This is a genomic window from Picosynechococcus sp. PCC 73109 (genome assembly GCF_001521855.1).
Taxonomy (GTDB): Bacteria; Cyanobacteriota; Cyanobacteriia; order Cyanobacteriales; family MRBY01; genus MRBY01.
Genome location: NZ_CP013998.1, coordinates 901,362 through 919,563, shown reverse-complemented (window position 1 = coordinate 919,563; position 18,202 = coordinate 901,362). Strand labels below are relative to the sequence as shown.

17 protein-coding genes are annotated in these 18,202 nt (G+C 48.9%); 12 read left to right on the top strand and 5 right to left on the bottom strand.

What is annotated here, in order from left to right; all coding sequences use genetic code 11:
• Window positions 1-297 precede the first annotated feature (297 nt).
• The 3 genes from AWQ23_RS16160 (at window position 298) to AWQ23_RS04445 (ending at window position 2,673) form a co-directional block, all read left to right on the top strand.
• Entirely contained in the window at window positions 298-468 is a 171-nt protein-coding gene (locus AWQ23_RS16160) for a hypothetical protein (RefSeq protein ID WP_012306486.1), read from the top strand.
• A 130-nt stretch (window positions 469-598) separates the two neighbouring features.
• Entirely contained in the window at window positions 599-2,206 is a 1,608-nt protein-coding gene (locus tag AWQ23_RS04450; RefSeq protein WP_062432963.1) for an NAD(P)/FAD-dependent oxidoreductase, read from the top strand.
• Window positions 2,207-2,337: 131 nt separating this feature from the next.
• On the top strand, window positions 2,338-2,673 hold the full coding sequence (locus AWQ23_RS04445) for a hypothetical protein (RefSeq protein ID WP_030007557.1): 336 nt from the start codon (window positions 2,338-2,340) through the stop codon (window positions 2,671-2,673).
• Between the two features lie 2 nt (window positions 2,674-2,675).
• Here the strand turns inward: AWQ23_RS04445 and sipA are convergent, their stop codons facing one another.
• From sipA to AWQ23_RS16425, 3 genes are all read right to left on the bottom strand, one after another.
• On the bottom strand, window positions 2,676-2,900 hold the full coding sequence (gene sipA / locus AWQ23_RS04440) for a regulatory protein SipA (protein ID WP_062432960.1): 225 nt from the start codon (window positions 2,898-2,900) through the stop codon (window positions 2,676-2,678).
• A gap of 118 nt (window positions 2,901-3,018) precedes the next feature.
• On the bottom strand, window positions 3,019-5,013 hold the full coding sequence (locus tag AWQ23_RS04435) for an NAD(P)H-quinone oxidoreductase subunit 5 (protein WP_062432957.1): 1,995 nt from the start codon (window positions 5,011-5,013) through the stop codon (window positions 3,019-3,021).
• Between the two features lie 30 nt (window positions 5,014-5,043).
• Window positions 5,044-5,175, bottom strand: coding sequence for a hypothetical protein (locus AWQ23_RS16425; protein ID WP_254903390.1), 132 nt, complete (start codon window positions 5,173-5,175; stop codon window positions 5,044-5,046).
• A 518-nt stretch (window positions 5,176-5,693) separates the two neighbouring features.
• Here AWQ23_RS16425 and petH point away from each other — a divergent pair.
• The 7 genes from petH (at window position 5,694) to AWQ23_RS04400 (ending at window position 14,478) form a co-directional block, all read left to right on the top strand.
• The gene (gene petH / locus AWQ23_RS04430) at window positions 5,694-6,902 is read left to right on the top strand and encodes a ferredoxin--NADP reductase (protein WP_012306481.1); all 1,209 of its coding nucleotides are present in this window, start codon (window positions 5,694-5,696) and stop codon (window positions 6,900-6,902) included.
• Between the two features lie 223 nt (window positions 6,903-7,125).
• On the top strand, window positions 7,126-7,614 hold the full coding sequence (locus AWQ23_RS04425; protein WP_062432954.1) for a GAF domain-containing protein: 489 nt from the start codon (window positions 7,126-7,128) through the stop codon (window positions 7,612-7,614).
• A gap of 114 nt (window positions 7,615-7,728) precedes the next feature.
• Window positions 7,729-8,484 carry a response regulator transcription factor gene (locus AWQ23_RS04420; RefSeq protein WP_012306479.1) on the top strand — a complete coding sequence of 252 codons (756 nt, stop codon included), beginning with the start codon at window positions 7,729-7,731 and terminating at the stop codon, window positions 8,482-8,484.
• A gap of 57 nt (window positions 8,485-8,541) precedes the next feature.
• Entirely contained in the window at window positions 8,542-9,888 is a 1,347-nt protein-coding gene (murD, locus tag AWQ23_RS04415) for a UDP-N-acetylmuramoyl-L-alanine--D-glutamate ligase (protein ID WP_062432951.1), read from the top strand.
• 54 nt (window positions 9,889-9,942) lie between these two features.
• Window positions 9,943-11,184, top strand: coding sequence for a DNA cytosine methyltransferase (locus AWQ23_RS04410; RefSeq protein ID WP_062432948.1), 1,242 nt, complete (start codon window positions 9,943-9,945; stop codon window positions 11,182-11,184).
• 181 nt (window positions 11,185-11,365) lie between these two features.
• Window positions 11,366-12,916 carry a diguanylate cyclase domain-containing protein gene (locus AWQ23_RS04405; protein ID WP_062432945.1) on the top strand — a complete coding sequence of 517 codons (1,551 nt, stop codon included), beginning with the start codon at window positions 11,366-11,368 and terminating at the stop codon, window positions 12,914-12,916.
• Window positions 12,917-13,275: 359 nt separating this feature from the next.
• Window positions 13,276-14,478 (top strand): NAD-dependent epimerase/dehydratase family protein, encoded by a 1,203-nt coding sequence (locus tag AWQ23_RS04400; protein ID WP_062432942.1) that lies wholly within the window; start codon window positions 13,276-13,278, stop codon window positions 14,476-14,478.
• 194 nt (window positions 14,479-14,672) lie between these two features.
• Here the strand turns inward: AWQ23_RS04400 and rpmB are convergent, their stop codons facing one another.
• Complete coding sequence (gene rpmB, locus AWQ23_RS04395; protein WP_012306474.1) at window positions 14,673-14,909, bottom strand: 50S ribosomal protein L28; 237 nt, start codon at window positions 14,907-14,909, stop codon at window positions 14,673-14,675.
• Window positions 14,910-14,988: 79 nt separating this feature from the next.
• On the opposite strand from rpmB, the gene AWQ23_RS04390 reads away from it, so the two are divergent.
• Complete coding sequence (locus AWQ23_RS04390) at window positions 14,989-15,177, top strand: hypothetical protein (protein ID WP_062432939.1); 189 nt, start codon at window positions 14,989-14,991, stop codon at window positions 15,175-15,177.
• A gap of 130 nt (window positions 15,178-15,307) precedes the next feature.
• Window positions 15,308-16,750 (top strand): MFS transporter, encoded by a 1,443-nt coding sequence (locus AWQ23_RS04385; RefSeq protein ID WP_062432935.1) that lies wholly within the window; start codon window positions 15,308-15,310, stop codon window positions 16,748-16,750.
• On the opposite strand, the gene ctpA is transcribed toward AWQ23_RS04385, so the two are convergent.
• Window positions 16,747-17,991, bottom strand: a complete 1,245-nt coding sequence (ctpA, locus tag AWQ23_RS04380; RefSeq protein ID WP_198158693.1) for a carboxyl-terminal processing protease CtpA — start codon at window positions 17,989-17,991, stop codon at window positions 16,747-16,749. The two genes, AWQ23_RS04385 and ctpA, sit on opposite strands and share 4 nt — an antisense overlap.
• Window positions 17,992-18,202: the final 211 nt, after the last annotated feature.

Genomic DNA, 18,202 nt, shown 5'->3' with positions numbered 1-18,202 from the left:
AGCACCAAGGTGTTGTGTGACCGTTCGCCCTTCGCTCCTCTGATCAGCAGGCGATCGCAAGTTTGGTCGTGTAACAATTAGAGTAAAGATGCCCTAGCATTTTGGATAACCTCAATGGCGATCGCCATCTATTTCTAAGGCGAATAAACTTGGTAACAACTAAGTGTAAAAGTCTATGACAATAGACGAATAAAACGATTGAGCCATGAAATAGCGAAATGTACGACCGTGGCTTTTGTGCGCTACACTACACATTAAGAATTATTACATTAATTTCGATAAGACGAGGTTTTTACCATGGCAGCTCCAGAACCCACCGTTAAGCCCAATCTTGAAGATCCGAAGTTTGGCTTCAATCTCTATTCCGAGAAGCTCAATGGCCGGGCGGCGATGATCGGGATCATCATTGCGATCGCCATCGAATTATTCACCAAAGAAGGCGTCCTGAGCTGGTTGGGGTTGATCTAAGGCCGCTGACTAAATCTTCTGTTTATTGAGTCCGGGTCTTCCTCGCCATTGTGGGGAAGATTTTTTTCGTTTTTAATAAGAATCCCCGGCCCCAGGGATCATCACCGCTATTTTTTTTTCAGTAACTGCCATGCTTCGTCTTACGGAAATCAAACTGCCCCTCGACCACAGCCCGGAGGCGATCGCCCAGGCCATTTGCCAGAAGTTGAAAATTCAGCCGGATGACTTGCTGGAATATCAGATTTTCAAACGCAGCTACGATGCCCGTAAAAAGAGCAATATTTACCTCGTCTACATCTTTGATGTGCACACCACGAAGGATCAAGCTTTGCTAAAACGCTTCAAAAAAGATCCCCACGTGCTCCCCACCCCAGACATGAGTTACAAAATGGTGGCCCAAGCACCGGCAAATTGTGCGACGCGGCCCATCGTCATTGGCATGGGGCCTTGTGGGATGTTTGCGGGATTAATGCTAGCCAAAATGGGCTTTCGGCCGATTGTGCTAGAACGGGGAAAAACCGTCAATGAGCGCACCAAAGACACCTTTAATTTCTGGAAAAAGAAGGGAGAATTTAACCCCGAATCTAATGCCCAATTTGGGGAAGGAGGCGCAGGGACGTTTTCCGATGGGAAACTCTACAGCCAGGTGCGCGATCGCCACCATTACAAACGCAAAGTCCTCGAAGAATTCGTCGCCGCCGGGGCCAATCCCGAAATCCTCTACATCGCCAAACCCCACATTGGCACCTTTAAGCTCGTCGGCATCGTCCAAAGCATCCGCAAAACCATCGAATCCCTGGGTGGCGAAATTCGCTTCCAAAGCAAGGTCAAAACCCTCGAACTAGAAAACCATCAGGTCAAAGGCGTCACCCTCGAAAATGGCGAATTTATCCCCAGTTCCCACGTGGTGCTGGCTATGGGCCACAGTGCGCGGGATACCTTCCAGATGCTCCATGACCAGGGCGTTTACATTGAGCCCAAGCCCTTTTCCATTGGCTTTCGGATCGAACACCCTCAACCCCTGATCGATGAATGTCGCTACGGGGAATTTGCTGGCAATAAGATTCTCGGTGCCGCCGATTATAAGCTCGTCCACCACTGTCAAAATGGGCGCTCGGTCTATAGCTTTTGTATGTGTCCGGGGGGTTTGGTGATTGGAGCCACCTCCGAGGCAGGCAAAGTCGTCACCAACGGCATGAGCCAATATTCCCGCAACGAACGTAACGCCAATGCAGGGATTGTTGTTGGCATTACTCCAGAAGAGGATTTTCCAGGTCATCCCCTCGCAGGCATTGATCTCCAACGAAAATTAGAAGCCAGAGCCTTTGAACTGGGTGGCGGCGATTACAGTGCGCCGGGTCAATTGGTGGGAGATTTTCTCGTGGGTTGTTCTTCTGAGTCGTTGGGTAAAGTTAAGCCTTCCTACGCACCGGGAGTTAAGCTAACGGATCTCAGCAGTGCGCTCCCAGACTACGCCATCGAAGCAATTCGGGAAGCTCTACCTGCCTTTGACAAACAAATTAAGGGATTTGCCATGGCTGAGGCGATGTTAACGGGGGTGGAAACGCGCACCTCTTCGCCAATTCGCATTAAACGGGGCAAAGATTACCAAAGTATTAATACCCAGGGCCTCTATCCTGCGGGGGAGGGAGCTGGTTATGCAGGGGGCATTCTCTCGGCAGCCATTGATGGGGTCAAAGTGGCGGAGGCGATCGCCTTAGATATTGTCAATGAGTAACAATTCAGCCAAATCGCGCTTTTTTTTCTAAAACATTTTCACTACACTGACACTACAACTTTTGATATTTTGCCTCATTCCGAGGACAGATATTTAGTAAAGTCTTAAATGTAAGGGGATCAGCGAAAATTATGACTCGGGCAACTAGCACGACAGAAATGGAAGTCACCAGTATTCGCCTAGAGCGCAAACTGAAAGATAAACTCAAGGAACTCGCTGGAAACCAAGGATACCAGGCTCTAATCCGCGATATTCTCTGGAACTACGTCAATCACAACTCAGGGGATTATCGACCCCAGTTTAGCGAAGCAGATATTCGGGCGACCCTTGAGGCGATCGCCCAAAAGGATGAAACCTGCGCCCTTACGGGGAAACGCATCCAAACTGGCGAAACCATGTGCCTCGGCCTCACTATTCACGGCGATTTTGTCCCCCTGAGTCCGGCTGTCGATCTGCCCAATTCCTAGGTTTAGGCCGTCCCAGTGGCGACTGCCAGATAGGTTTCTTCAAGCAAAAAAGAGCCCCGCTCGAACTTAACCGCCCAATAACCACCAGGGCGGCGATCGCCTAGGGTGCCAACCGCCCCCACCACCAACAAATCCGCCGGACGCAACATCGGCATCGGGTCTGCGGTCTTGAGATAGGGAGGTAACTGTGTCAGCTTCACCTGGGTTCCTTGTTTAAATCCAGCCATAATTTTTCTGCTAACCCCTGTAACAACGCCACTGCAAATCTTATCAGGAAAAACAAAACCCCTCACCACTCAGGCAAGGGGGAATTTTATTTTCTCAACTTTCGGAATATAGTGACGGCTAGGCCACACTAAAGAAAATGACGAAACCTAGTACCGCCCCAAACACAATGAGCGCATAGAACTGGACGCGTCCATTTTCAATGTATTTCAAGCCCTCACCACTCAGGAGGGTGGCGATCCCCGTGAGGTTTACGGCCCCATCGACGACGCGATAGTCCACCTCAAGGATTTGTCGGGCTAAGCGCCGGGTACCCATCACAAAAACATTGTTGTAGATATCGTCGAAGTACCATTTGTTCAAAGACAACTGATACAACACCGGGAATTTTTCGGCCAAACGAGCCGGATCAATTCTCTGCTGGAGATACATCAGCGAGGCGATGGTAATCCCAATGAGGGCGATCCCCACAGAATTACCACCCATGATCAAAAATTCTGTCAATTCAAAACCATGCTCAGCGGCCTCTGCTGCTTCGTTGGGAGAAAAGACAAAAGCTTCAAACCGATTACCCCAGGGAACCCCCAGCAAACCAATCAATACCGACGGAACCGCCAAAGCCATCAAAGGGAAAGTCATCGTCAAAGGAGACTCGTGGGGCTTAGAGCCATGGTGGCCTTCTTCGGGGGCTTGACCTGCCGCTGTCAGGAGCTTTTCTTGCAGTTGCTGATCCGTGCCGCGAAACTCCCCTTCAAAGGTCAGGAAGTACATCCGGAACATATAAAAAGCGGTCATGCCAGCGGTGGCCCAACCAATGAACCAGAGCACTGGATTAGCCTCAAATGCCAGGCCCAAAATTTCGTCCTTCGACCAGAAACCAGCAAAAGGCGGGATCCCACAGATAGCGAGGGTGCCAATGAGAAACGTTGTGGCAGTGATAGGCATATATTTTCGCAGGCCACCCATCAGCCGCATATCCTGGGCCAGCACAGCATTATGACCGACCACCTCTTCCATGCCATGGATGACAGAACCGGAACCCAAGAAGAGCATCGCTTTGAAGTAGGCATGGGTCATCAGGTGAAACAACCCAGCGGTGTAGCCACCGATTCCCATGGCCATCACCATGTAGCCCAACTGGGACATGGTGGAATAAGCAAGACCTTTTTTGATGTCGTTTTGGGTTAAGGCAATGGTTGCCCCCAGGAAAGCGGTGGTCGCTCCTGTCCAGGCAATGACATTCATCGCCTCTGGGATCGGCTCAAACACGGGATACATCCGCGCCACGAGGAACACTCCAGCGGCAACCATGGTCGCCGCGTGGATCAAAGCGGAAATAGGGGTTGGCCCTTCCATGGCATCGGGGAGCCACACATGGAGCGGAAATTGGGCGGATTTAGCCACAGGGCCAAGGAAGACCAGTACAGCAAAGACAATGGCCAGGAGGGAGCTGATTTGCCCCGTCGAGACGAGATCCACCAGGCGATCGCCCATCAGATCAAACTCAAAACTGCCCGTGGCCCAATAGAGACCGAGCATCCCTAGCAAGAGACCAAAATCGCCGACACGGTTTGTGACAAAAGCCTTTTGGCAAGCATCGGCCGCCGCCTTGCGGTCATACCAGAAGCCAATCAGGAGGTAGGAACACATCCCCACCAATTCCCAGAAAATGTAAACCTGCACAAGGTTTGGGCTAAACACCAAGCCCAACATCGACGAGCTAAAAATGCTCAAATAAGCATAAAAACGGACATAACCCGGATCGTGGGCCATGTAACCATCGGTGTAAATCATCACCAGTAAGGCCACCGTGGTTACGATCACCGACATCAAGGCACTCAGGTGATCCACGGTATAGCCCATCTGCAGATGAAAATCGCCTGCCGCCGCCCATTCTAGGGTGTAGGTAAAGGCTTCATGACCCTGAATTTGACTCCAGAGTAGCCCAAAAGAGAGGGCCATCGAAGTGCCGATGAGCGACAGAACAAATACCGCATTGAGTTGCCGTAGCTTGTTCGTGAATTTGTTTAAGGAGATTAAGCCGATCCCGATAACCATTGCCCCCAACAGAGGCAGCACCGGAATCAACCATGCATATTGATAAAGCGGTTCCATTACGAATGCCTAGGATTCTTGCTTTCTAAGTTACACATCCATTGATGTCAAATTTCCCAACAAATTTTGGGTGACAGCGCACAGTTGACCAAGGGCATTTTTCGGAATTGCTTGGGGCGAGTTGCTCTGTTTGGGCTGTTCTAAATAGACACCAATGGTCAAAGAGTTTCGCCCCTCATTGTGACATATCCCCCTAAATCTTCAACGGATTACCGCCGTTTGATTATATTTTGCTATCACAATTCCCCAGCAAAGGCGATCGCCCTGTTCTAATCCACTTCAAAAAAATCTAAAGAAAATCTAAAAAGATTACCTCTATGAAGATCCCCTTACAAAGCCCCAAGAAGAATGCAACAGCCATCACAAAACCCCTAGAGAAACATCCCTAAAATGCTTTTCTAAACTTCCTTGACTCACAATCTTGCACTAACTAACTCCAAGGAACCGAGCCCGGCTAAGATCGTGTTTCCAGTGACCTTGCCATCCCAATTCTGATACATCAAAATCAGTCGCACTTCCCGCCCCATTCAGTAAAGCATGGGCAGCACAATGATAGTCTAAATGGAGTAAAGCCCTTATAATCTTGACTCTAAAGCGGGAAAAAGCGGTTTGTACCGACGATCCACCCCCTTTAAGATCAAAAAAACTGATAAATCAAAATAATTGGGAAACTGCACATAATGTACGGTATCACTAGCACAGCAAACTCTACTGGAAATCAATCCTACGCCAATCGTCTGTTTATCTACGAAGTTGTTGGTCTGGGTGGCGACGGTCGTAACGAAAACTCCCTCGTTCGTAAAAGTGGCACCACATTTATTACTGTGCCCTATGCCAGAATGAACCAGGAAATGCAACGCATTACCAAACTGGGAGGCAAAATCGTTAGTATCCGTCCCGCAGAAGATGCAGCCCAGATTGTGAGTGAAGGCCAGTCCTCCGCCCAAGCATCTGCACAATCTCCTATGGCTTCTTCAACAAAAATCGTTCACCCCAAAACCACTGACACCTCAGTTCCAGTTAATATCTATCGCCCGAAGACTCCCTTCCTCGGCAAATGTATCGAAAACTACGAGCTTGTTGACGAAGGCGGCAGCGGCACCGTGCGTCACGTAACCTTCGATATTTCCGAAGGCGATCTGCGCTACCTAGAAGGTCAAAGTATTGGGATTATTCCTCCCGGTGAAGACAAAAACGGGAAACCCCACAAGCTCAGACTCTATTCCATCGCCTCTACCCGTCATGGCGATATGGAAGACAACAAGACCGTCTCCCTCTGTGTTCGTCAACTCGAATACCAAGATCCCGAATCTGGCGAAACAGTTTATGGTGTGTGCTCCACCTATCTCTGTAATCTTCCTGTCGGCACAGATGACGTCAAGATCACTGGCCCTGTTGGCAAAGAAATGCTGCTACCCGATGACGAAGACGCAACTGTCGTCATGCTCGCTACCGGCACTGGGATTGCACCTTTCCGGGCTTTCCTCTGGCGGATGTTCAAAGAGCAGCACGAAGACTACAAATTTAAAGGCAAGGCATGGCTCATCTTCGGTGTCCCCTACACTGCCAATATCCTTTATAAAGACGACTTCGAAAAAATGGCCGCGGAAAATCCTGACAACTTCCGCCTAACCTACGCCATTAGCCGCGAACAAAAGACCGCCGATGGTGGCAAGGTTTACGTTCAAAGCCGCGTTAGCGAATATGCTGATGAACTCTTTGAGATGATTCAAAAACCCAATACCCATGTTTATATGTGTGGTCTCAAGGGCATGCAACCCCCCATTGACGAAACCTTTACCGCCGAAGCAGAGAAGCGTGGTCTCAATTGGGAAGAAATGCGCCGCTCCATGAAAAAAGAACACCGTTGGCATGTGGAAGTTTACTAAAAACGTTGCTGTGAGCTTCTGCTAGTCACACTATCGTGCAATTTCAGCAAGTTGTTAATCTCTGCCCTGGGAGCCACTACGGTTTGTCAGGGCTTTTTTGTTCAAGACAGATCCCTTGCCAAAGCAGGTTAAAACTGGAGCGCCCTCCGAGGAAATTCATCATTAATTCCCAAAGTGAAAGAGATCTTTATAAAATCGAAGGTAATAAAACTAGCAGCCGAATATGTTTGATCGAAGTCTTAATCGAGTGAACGAGCGATTAAATCGCACCCTGACTCGTAATCAATTGCTACAACAGGCCACTGATCAAACACGCTGGCAACTCCGGGTGAGTCGGGTTGTCATTTATTATTTCTACCGGGAATGGAAAGGGCAGGTGATCATTGAATCCCTGAGCCAGAGTGAATTTTCGATTTTAGGCTCGACGGGGGCCGATGATTGTTTTAATGGTGATTATGCCCAACGGTATCTCCAAGGCAGAATCCTACAAATTACAGATATTGAGACAAGTGATTTTGACCCTTGTCACCTGGACTTTTTACGATCAATTCGGGTGCGGGCAGATCTGGTTGCGCCAATCATCGTCGATCAACGTTTGTGGGGATTATTAGCGGCTCATCACCATGAAGTCCGGACTTGGCTAGCGGAGGAGGTAGAGTTTGTGCGACAACAGGCACAAACCCTAGCTGGTGATTTACAACTCATGGACTAAATCTTGACCCTGGCTAAACTTGGCAGTGTGAATGTATAGGAAATCACAATGTACTAGCCAAATCTCTGCCTTTTGATGTATATGTTGGCGTAACCCTGTAAATAATTTATTTTTATGCTCTCCCTTGATTTGATGTCACATACCCTAGATGCTGAGCTATCGACGAAAGCACGGATCCTAGTAGTGGAGGACGAGGCAGTCATTCGTGACATGATTGTGATGGGTTTAGAGGAAGAAGGCTATGAGGTCTTTTTTGCGGATAATGGCCGCACAGGCTTGAATATGCTGCAAAATCCAGAATTCAATGCCCCAGATATGCCTCTGGATTTGGTGATCCTAGATATTATGCTGCCGGAAGTGAATGGCTTAGATCTATGTCGTTTTTTGAGATATCAGGGAAACACAATTCCGATTTTAGTTCTAAGTGCCAAGGCGAGTGAAACAGACCGGGTATTGGGCCTAGAGGTGGGCGCAGATGATTATTTAACCAAACCGTTTAGTCTGCGGGAGTTGGTGGCCCGGTGCCGTGCGCTGTTGCGGCGTCAGCAGTTTATCCGGAGCACGCCTAAAAATTCGGTACGTCAGTTTAAGGATATTTCTTTGTTCCCGGAGGAGTGTCGGGTGACGGTGCGGGGTGAGGAAGTGAGTTTATCGCCCAAGGAATATCGTTTATTGGAATTGTTTATGAGCTATCCGCGCCGGGTCTGGTCACGGGATCAGTTAATTGAACAGGTTTGGGGTGCTGATTTTCTAGGGGATACAAAAACGGTAGATGTGCATATCCGCTGGTTACGGGAAAAGTTAGAGTTAGATCCGAGTCAGCCGGAATATTTGATCACAGTGCGGGGCTTTGGCTATCGATTTGGTTAGGGGAAAGCGGTCATAATTCGGTACAATCAGCGATCACATTATTTCGACAGAGATGGTATGGCTCAGGCGCTCGTCATTGGCATTGGTCGTTCAGGAATTGCGGCAGCACGGCTTTTAAAGCGACAGGGTTGGGAGGTGGTCTTAGGCGATCGCCAAACGGATGAATCCCTCGTGGCAGTGCAACAGGAGCTGTCGGCCCAAGGAATTACGGTCAAACTCGGCCATACCCCCAGTTTGGAAGAAGGCGATCGCCCGGATTTAATCGTCGTCAGTCCGGGGGTGCCCTGGGATATTCCTTTTCTGAAAGAGGCGCGGGATCAAGGCATTGACACCATCGGCGAGATGGAACTGGCCTGGCGCAATTTAGACCAAAAACCCTGGGTCGGCATTACAGGCACCAATGGTAAAACCACCACTACGGCCCTGGTCGAAGCAATTTTTCAGGTAGCAGGTCGTGGTGGCCCTGCCTGCGGGAATATTGGCCATGCCGCCTGTGAACTTGTGTTGGGAGAAGCCACCCCGGAGTGGATTGTGGCCGAAATTAGTAGCTATCAGATCGAATCTGCGCCGACCCTCTGTCCTCAAATTGGCGTGTGGACGACCTTCACACCAGACCACCTCGCCCGCCACTATACCCTCGACAATTATCACAGCATTAAAGCGTCCCTCATTGAGCGCAGTCGTCGCCAAGTCTTAAATGGGGATGATCCGTTTTTGCGATCGCAGGCGGAGCAATGGCCCGACGCCTACTGGACAAGCATCAAGGGAGCAGAGCATTTACCGTGCGACCCTAAACGGGGGGTATTTATCCAGGATGCTTGGGTGAAAGCCTTTGGGGAATTGGTGATTCCGGTTTCTCTACTCAAAATGGTCGGCGATCATAATCTCCAGAATTTACTCTTGGCGATCGCCGCTGCCCGGTTAGCAAATATTGACAAAGGGGCGATCGCCAAAGCCATTGCTACCTTTCCGGGTGTGCCCCATCGTCTTGAGTTCATTCGCCAGCACCAGGGGGTTGATTTTATCAACGACAGTAAAGCAACCAACTATGATGCTGCCGAGGTGGGCTTAAATGCGGCCCCTGGCCCGGTAATTCTCATTGCTGGAGGCGAGCCCAAAGCAGGGAATGCCGAGGCCTGGATCAAAAAAATCAAAGAAAAGGCAGCGACGGTGCTTTTAATTGGTGAGGCGGCCCCCCAATTTGCCCAGTTACTCCAGAACAGCGATTACACCCAGTACGAAATCGTTGAAACTTTAGAAAAGGCGATCGCCCGCAGTGTTGCCTTAATTCCGACCTATCAACCGAAAACAGTGCTCCTCTCTCCCGCCTGTGCCAGCTTCGATCAATACCGCAGTTTCGAGCACCGGGGCGATCATTTTCGTCATCTTTGCCAAGCTCTATAGAGCCAAAACCCTTTAGCATTAAAGAGAATTGCAAACACTTACTGGGAGCGCACCGTGAACCAAAGGCCCCTAGCCATTGATTTGTTTGCCGGATGCGGCGGAATGTCCCTGGGGCTAGAAGCGGCGGGCTTTGATGTGGTCGCAGCGGTAGAGATTGATCCCGTCCATGCCCTCGTTCACGAAGTCAATTTTCCCTATGGCGTCACTTTTTGCCGGGATATTCGTCACCTGCAATGGCCAGAAATGCGCCAAGCCATCGAACGGCGCGGCTATCCAACGGTAGACATTGATTTACTCACGGGTGGCCCTCCCTGCCAGGGATTTTCGGTGATGGGCAAACGACAATTGGGTGACCCGCGCAATCAATTGATCTTTGAATATGTCCGTCTGTTGCGAGACATTCAACCCAAATATTTCATTTTTGAAAATGTCCAGGGCCTCACTGGGCAACGCCACCAAGGGATGCTAAAACAGCTTTGCCAATCTTTAGGGGAGGCTGGTTACCATGTTTTGCCCCCCCAGGTGCTCAATGGTGCTGACTACGGCGCTCCCCAACGACGTAAACGCTTAATTCTCTTGGGATATCGCCGGGATGTTCCCCCAGTGGCCTATCCAACGCCGAGCCATGGCCCCGGCCTAACACCCTATGTCACTGTCCACGAGGCGATCACCGATTTAGAAACTATCCCCGTTTTTACGGACGTTGACCGGGGCATTATCCCCCCCGAACCTTTGGGAACCTTTGGGCGATCGCTCCATGAGCAGTTTCGCCATTGTCATTCCCGCCACCTAGAACCTAATTTTCTTTGGGGCCATCTTGGTTCTCAGCATCAACCCGAAATCCAAGCCCGTTTCCAAGCCACTCCCCCCGGCAAAAAAGAAGCCATTAGTCGCCTCTTTAAGCTGGATGCCCAGGGTCTCAGTAATACTCTGCGGGCCGGTACCCCCACCGAAAAAGGCTCCTTTACGGCTCCTAGACCGATTCATTACCAACTTCCCCGCTGCATTTCGATTCGCGAAGCCGCCCGCCTACATACCTTCCCCGATTGGTTTCAGTTTCATCGCAAGGTTTGGCATGGCTTCCGGGAAATTGGTAATGCCGTGCTGCCGCTCTTGGCCCAAAAAATTGCCCAAGAAATTATTCACACCTTAGACATTCAGCCGGATTTGCTCCCCCAAAAAACAATTTGTATTACCCAAACTGATGCTTTATGGTATCCCCTTGGGCAAGCTAGTCAATATTGGGAAATTCCGCGACATTTAGTGCCACGCCGTCGCCGTCTTTCTCCACCTTAAAAATTCATAAAAATCATATTTTTTGAAACCCAATTTCTCACTTATGATAACTATATTGCTATTTGACAGACTATCTTTTTAAGCCCCGATAACCTATTAGAAGACCGATTTTGAGCTGGTAGAAACCAGTCTCTTTTTGCTGTTTAATTCTTGTTAACGCTTCTCCCCAATTACTGGTACTATGGATTTTCTCCGACTGCTACACAGTCGATGGCTGCGATGGTTCGGCCTCAATATCTGCTTGGCGATCGCCTATGCCTGGACCGCGGAAATCAGTCTAGTTTTCACCACCCTGCCGGGAACCGTCGCTTCAGTATGGCTTCCTTCGGGATTAACATTGGGTTTAATTCTTCTTTTTGGCAATAAAATCTTACCGAGCATTGCCCTAGGTTCCCTTTGGGTTATTTCTTTTGATTTGATCGAACGGGATCCAAATATTAGTATTCAGGCTTTCTTTTGGGTCAACTTTGGTTGCATTGCTGGCAATTTAGTACAACCTCTGTTAGCCCGTTTTATCCTGAAAAAATATTCCCAGAGCCGACATTTTTTTAATCAAGTTCGGGGCGTTTTAACCTACATCACGGCTGCAACCCTTTCGCCAATGGCCTCTGCATTTATTGGTGTCACCAGTATTGTGTTTGCAGAACGTATGGAATGGGGACAGTATGGCTTAAATTGGTTTACTTGGTGGCTGGCGAGCACTTTAGCTCACTTGATTTTCACTCCGGTAATTCTCCTGGGGAAGGACTTTTTTAGCCGAAAAATCCCCTATCATGTCATCGAGATGTTGCTGATTTTAGCTGTTTTCATCAGTGTGAGCTGGAGTATTTTTATTCAAAGTTATCCCGTTGCTTACCTATTGCTGCTGATTTTAAATTGGACAGTGTTTCGCTACGGTGCTTTTGTGTCAAGCCTATTGGTCAGCATTGTTTCTATCTTGGCTATTTATACAACTGCCCATGGTTTGGGTGTCTTTGTTTTAGAGTCCCAAAATCAATCTTTATTGTTTTTACAGTCCTTTATGGGGGTATTTGCCCTCAGTTCTCTGCTCCTCTCAGCGGTCGTGGAAGAACGGAGCCGCGCCCAAGCTTCCCTAAAGAAAGCTCTGGATAATTCCACAAAGCTCATTTTAGAAAGAACAAAAGAATTACGTCGCAGTGAAGCACTCCTCCGGCAAACCAACCAAGAATTACAAAAATTAGTCCATTTAGACGGTTTAACTCAAATTGCCAACCGACGTTGTTTTAATCAACGGCTCACGGCGGAGTGGCATCGTCTCTACCGCGAGCAAAAACCCCTCGCTTTAATTCTTTTTGATGTGGACTACTTCAAGCGCTACAACGATTCCTATGGTCACCAACAGGGAGATGAATGTCTGATTCAAATTGCCCAAGCAGTGAAACACCTCCTCAAACGACCGGCAGATTTGGTGGCCCGCTATGGGGGAGAGGAGTTTGTGGTTGTCTTACCGAACACGACTCAGGAAGGTGCAACCATTGTCGCCAAGCGGATTCGACGAACTGTTTTAGAGCTTCAGATTGCCCACAATGCAACGGAGATAAATGAGGCAATTGTTACCGTCAGCCTTGGTGTTGTTAGTGGTATTCCCCAGAGCCAGGAAAAACCCCTAACGTTTGTGAAAAAAGCTGACCAAGCTCTCTATTTAGCCAAACAACAGGGGCGCAATCGCATTGTTGTCGCCGGGGAGTCTGAGTTTCCCCATTTGCTCTAGGCCAAGGGCATTAGGTGGCGATCGCCTTGCCTATAATTTGTCAGCCCCTAGGTTTTAAGCCCAGATTAACAGCGATTTATCCTTACGCTAGCCTGGATTAAAAGTCCATTAACCCCGTCCAAGATGATCTCAGGGAACGACCCAACCGTCTATAATGTGGGATGATTTCAACGATTTGCTTTAATTTCGAGCATTTTGTTTTGATCCAAATACCCGACATCCCCTTTGAAGTCATCCTTTTCTACAAACTCGGGAATATATGTATGGCGTACCATGAACCCCAAAAAATTTTCCGGGAGTACACACCATGCACATTACTTTTTAAAGCACCAAAATAAAAAACCTAAGGAGTTGAATCCATGAAAATTATTGTTCTGGGTGGAGATGGGTTTTGCGGCTGGCCCACAGCATTGCATCTGTCGAAAACAGGTCATGATGTTGTTATTGTTGATAACCTTTCCAGAAGAAACATTGATAACGAACTGGAAGTGACATCACTGACGCCGATTAGCCCAATGTCGGTCAGGCTCAGAGCATGGAAAGAACTCACTGGCAAAACAATTCAGTTCTTCAACTTCGATATTGCCCACGAATATGACCAGCTTCTCAAGCTATTCGTTGACTATCAACCGGATGTAGTCGTTCACTTCGCCGAACAGCGGGCCGCCCCTTACTCCATGAAGTCTCCTAAGCACAAGCGTTATACCGTCGATAACAATCTAAACGGAACCAATAACGTACTTTGCGCCATTGTGGAATCCGGCCTTGATATCCACGTGGTACACCTCGGCACCATGGGGGTTTATGGTTACGGTACCGCTGGGATGAAGATCCCCGAAGGCTACCTCGATGTTCAAGTGGTCACCGAAGAAGGCAAAGTGATCGAGAAGCAAATTCTGCACCCGGCAAATCCTGGCAGCATCTATCACATGACCAAAACCCAGGATCAACTATTTTTTGCCTACTACAACAAAAACGACCAAGTCCGCGTCACTGACTTGCACCAAGGGATTGTTTGGGGTACCAACACTGCAGAAACAGCAATGGACGAGCGGCTCATCAACCGCTTTGATTATGATGGTGACTATGGCACCGTGCTGAATCGCTTTTTGATGCAGGCAGCCGTAGGCCATCCGCTGACTGTCCATGGTACTGGCGGCCAAACCCGTGCTTTTATTCATATTCAAGATACGGTGCGTTGTGTTGAGCTGGCGATTAGTAATCCTCCAACGAAAGGGGAACGGGTCAAAATTCTCAACCAAATGACGGAAACCCACCGCGTCCGGGATCTGGCGCAGATGGTGGCGAATATCGCTGGGGCGGAAATTCAATATTTAGAAAATCCCCGGAATGAAGCAGCAGAGAACGAACTGTATGTGGATAATCAGTGTTTCCTCGATATGGGCCTAGAACCGACCAAGCTCGATAAGGGATTGATGTTAGAGGTCACAGAAATCGCGAAGAAATATGTGGATCGCTGCGATCGCTCCCGAATCCTCTGTACTTCTAAGTGGAACCAAAGTGCGACCGCAGAACCGCTGAAAGTTCATGCAAAGGTCTAGATTGGTTTAATTAAATATTTGGCGTAATGGGGGGCGATCGCCCCTCTTTTTTTGTGGCTTGAGCTTTTGATGCGTGGGCTGACGAGGCGAAAAAAAGATCTGAATTTTATAAAATTTTAGGAATAAATAAAGAAGACCTCCATAGCAACCCATGGAAGTCTGGTGAAAGTAATAAAGAACTGGCGTTTTTGACCTTAGAGTTTGTTAAGGTTGATACCAGCTTCTCTAGCCATGGCATCGATGCCTTTCTTTTCAAGGGTTTTGATGGCTTTGGTGGAAAGACGTAGGCGGACAAAGCGATTGCCTTCGGGCCACCAGACTCTTTTCCACTGCAAATTAACTTCTTGTAGCTTTTTCGTCCGACGGTGGGAGTGGGACACCGCCATCGCATTATTGGCTTTCTTGCCGGTAATCTGGCACTTACGGGACATACGAAAGATCTCCTAGCAATTTTTATAATAAGTAATCCAATCTACAATCATAATGCATTAACGAAGCGAGGCCAAATTCATGCAACGCGGAAAACTGACCGCTATTATTACCGGAGCGATTTCTCTTTTGTTGGCGATCGCCTATTTACTGCTCGTCCAAATTCTAGATTTTCGCGGCGAAATGAAACCCGCGCCGATGGTGGAGATGCTCCCGACAACGATCAGCGTTTTCGCTCAGCCCCATATTGATCAAGCATTTCACTCCTAAGCATTAAAGCGATTTCCCTGGGGCGACCAAGTTGGGCCGCTAGAATGAAACTATGACAACCAATGGGCGATAGTCCTCTAGTCCTCAACTTCATCCATAGGGCGATCGCTCGGCAACTGGAGAATTTTATATGGCTTTTACTGGGGAAGAAAAATCTTCCCAAAATCCAACCATCGCAACCCCCTCAACGGACAATTCCCCGCAACAAAAACAAGAGTTTAATGCCTGGCAACTGTGGAACATGAGCATTGGCTTCCTGGGGATTCAGTTTGGTTGGGGCTTGCAGATGGCCAATATGAGCTCTATTTTTGAACATCTCGGCGCTAGTGCCCACAGTATTCCGATTCTTTGGTTGGCGGCTCCCCTAACGGGTCTTTTGGTACAACCGGTCATTGGCAATTTAAGTGATTACACTTGGACTCCCCTGGGACGCCGTCGCCCTTACATTCTCGTAGGGGCCATCTTAGCGTCCATGGCGTTAGTCCTTATGCCCCAGTGTGGCAGCCTTTGGATGGCGGCGGGACTCCTGTGGATCTTAGATACCAGTGCCAATACAAGTATGGTGCCGTTTCGGGCTTTCGTTGGCGATTTACTGCCCCAGCAGCAACGGACAAAAGGGTTTGCCATGCAGAGCGTGATGGTTGGGCTAGGGGCGATCGCCGCTTCGATGTTGCCTTGGCTCCTGAGTCACTTATTTGCTGTTAATTCCACCACTGGCCCAGATCAGCAAATTCCCCAATCTGTCACCTGGTCTTTTTATATTGGTGCCGGGCTTTTTCTCACCACTGTACTGTGGACGGTGTTGACCACCTCAGAATCTCCCCCTCCGGATTTAGACCGCTTCGACCAACTCAAGGAAAAACGGGGTGGTATCCGCCAGAGCTTCAGTGAAACCTGGCAAGTGTTGGGACAAATGCCACCGACGATGTATCGACTTGCTTGGGTGCAAATTTTTACCTGGTTAGGAATTTTTTGTTTTTTTATTTACTTTCCGCCAGCGGTGGCCCGGAATATTTTTGGGGCTGTGGATATTCAATCAACCCTCTATAACCAAGGCATTGAATGGGCGGGACTTTGTTTTGCGGTGTTTAATGCCGTCTGTATTCCTTTCTCGTTCCTGTTACCCTGGTTAACCCGTCGCGTTGGTCGCAAGGTAATCCACATCATTTGTCTTTTGTGTGGCGGCTTTAGTCTGATTGCCCTCTTAAAAATTCAGCAACCCTGGCTGCTTTTGCCTTCGATGGTTGGTTTTGGCTTGGCCTGGGCCAGTGCCCAAGCGATCCCCTATGCCATTTTGACCTACGCTTTACCGACCCAAAGACGGGGCATTTACCAGGGCATTTTTAACTTTTTTATTGTGTTACCAGAAATTGCTGTTTCCCTGGGCTTTGGCTGGATCATGGAACATTGGCTCCAGGATAATCGACTGACTGCTGTGGTCTTGGGGGGAAGTTTTCTCATGATTGCAGCGGCTTTGATGTTATTTGTGCCGACGGAGGCAAAACAATTAGCGGGTCTACAAACATCACCACAGCAAATGGCAGAGCCTTCGGTTGTCGATTCAACGGTTTAGGAAGCTTGGGAAATTTGGGCGATCGCCTGGTCTTGGGTCAATAGATCGAGGGCGGCTTGATATTGCAGATCCGTCTCACTCCCCATCATTGCATAGCCGATCGGCTCCTGGGGCACCACCTCATCGGGCATAATCCCCAACTTGTTAATGTCATGGTGGAGGGGAGTTTCATATTTCGCGACGGTGACGGCCATGCCTGCCCCATCCGGCAATTCAAACAGCGATTGAATCAGCCCTTTCCCAAAGGTTTTTTCCCCCACGAGCACGGCCCGGCCATTGTCCTGGAGTGCTCCGGCTAAAATTTCACTGGCGCTCGCCGTTGCTTGATTCACGAGGACAACCAGGGGCGCATCAGTAAAGGGTTGGCCCACAGCACTGTAGCTTTCAAAAATCCCCTGGCGATTGACCGTGTACACAATGGTTTCTTGATCAAGCCAGAGGCGTGCAATTTCGATGCCGGCCTGGAGTAAGCCACCGGGATTATTGCGCAGGTCGAGGACATAGCGGTCAGCCCCCTGTTTTTGCAACTGATTCAGGGATTTGATGATTTCTGTTTTGGCGTTGGCACTGAATTGATTGAGGCGAATGTAACCCACTTTTTCGCCATTTTTTTCATCTAATTTGTCATAGACAGGATTTAAGGCAATGGTGTCGCGGGTCACTTTGACGGTGCGTACCGTGTCTGTTTTCGGAGATTTTACGGTGAGGGAAACGGTGCTGCCTTTTTTGCCACGCATTCTTGCCGCCGCCTCCTCAAGGCCAATATTGCGGGTGTCAATGCCATCAATGGCTAAGATTTGATCCTTGGCTTCAATGCCAGCCGCTTCTGCCGGGGAGCCAGGCAGAGGCAAAATCACTTCTAAAACATCGACTTCTGGATTGACATTGATCTGTAAACCGACCCCCGACAGTTCACCAGAGGTACTGACTTTTAGGCTGCGGTACTGCTCTGGGCGCAATAGACGCGTGTAGGGATCATCGAGGAGGGCCAACATTTCACCCACAGCTTCATAGGCTTCGTCGCGGGTTTTGAGGGGCCGCTTCAGGAATTTTTGCCGGATGAGCCACCAATTTTGGTGGTTAAAGGTTTCATCGACGTAGGCTTGACTGACGTAACGCCAGGCCTGGAGCAGTAAATCTTGTTCGTCGGTAAAGGCGATCGCCCGCTCCATAGGCCCAAAGACCAATACCAACACCAGCAAAAGACTGCAAAGACCAGCCTGTAAACGTTTTCTCAGCATCCGTCGAGTTTTATGAAAAATACTTGATTATTTTTAACACTATAGCGAAATTAACAGCCCTTTGACGGTTTTTGAGGTTATCCTGGGGCGATCGCCGTCCATAAAAATTTGCCCTGACGCCATTAGCGTCATATCCGCCAAAAAGCCCGATAATCCTGTTACTTCACCACTTGACAGAGCAAGCTGTGTTACATTTTTGTAAAGAGATTTT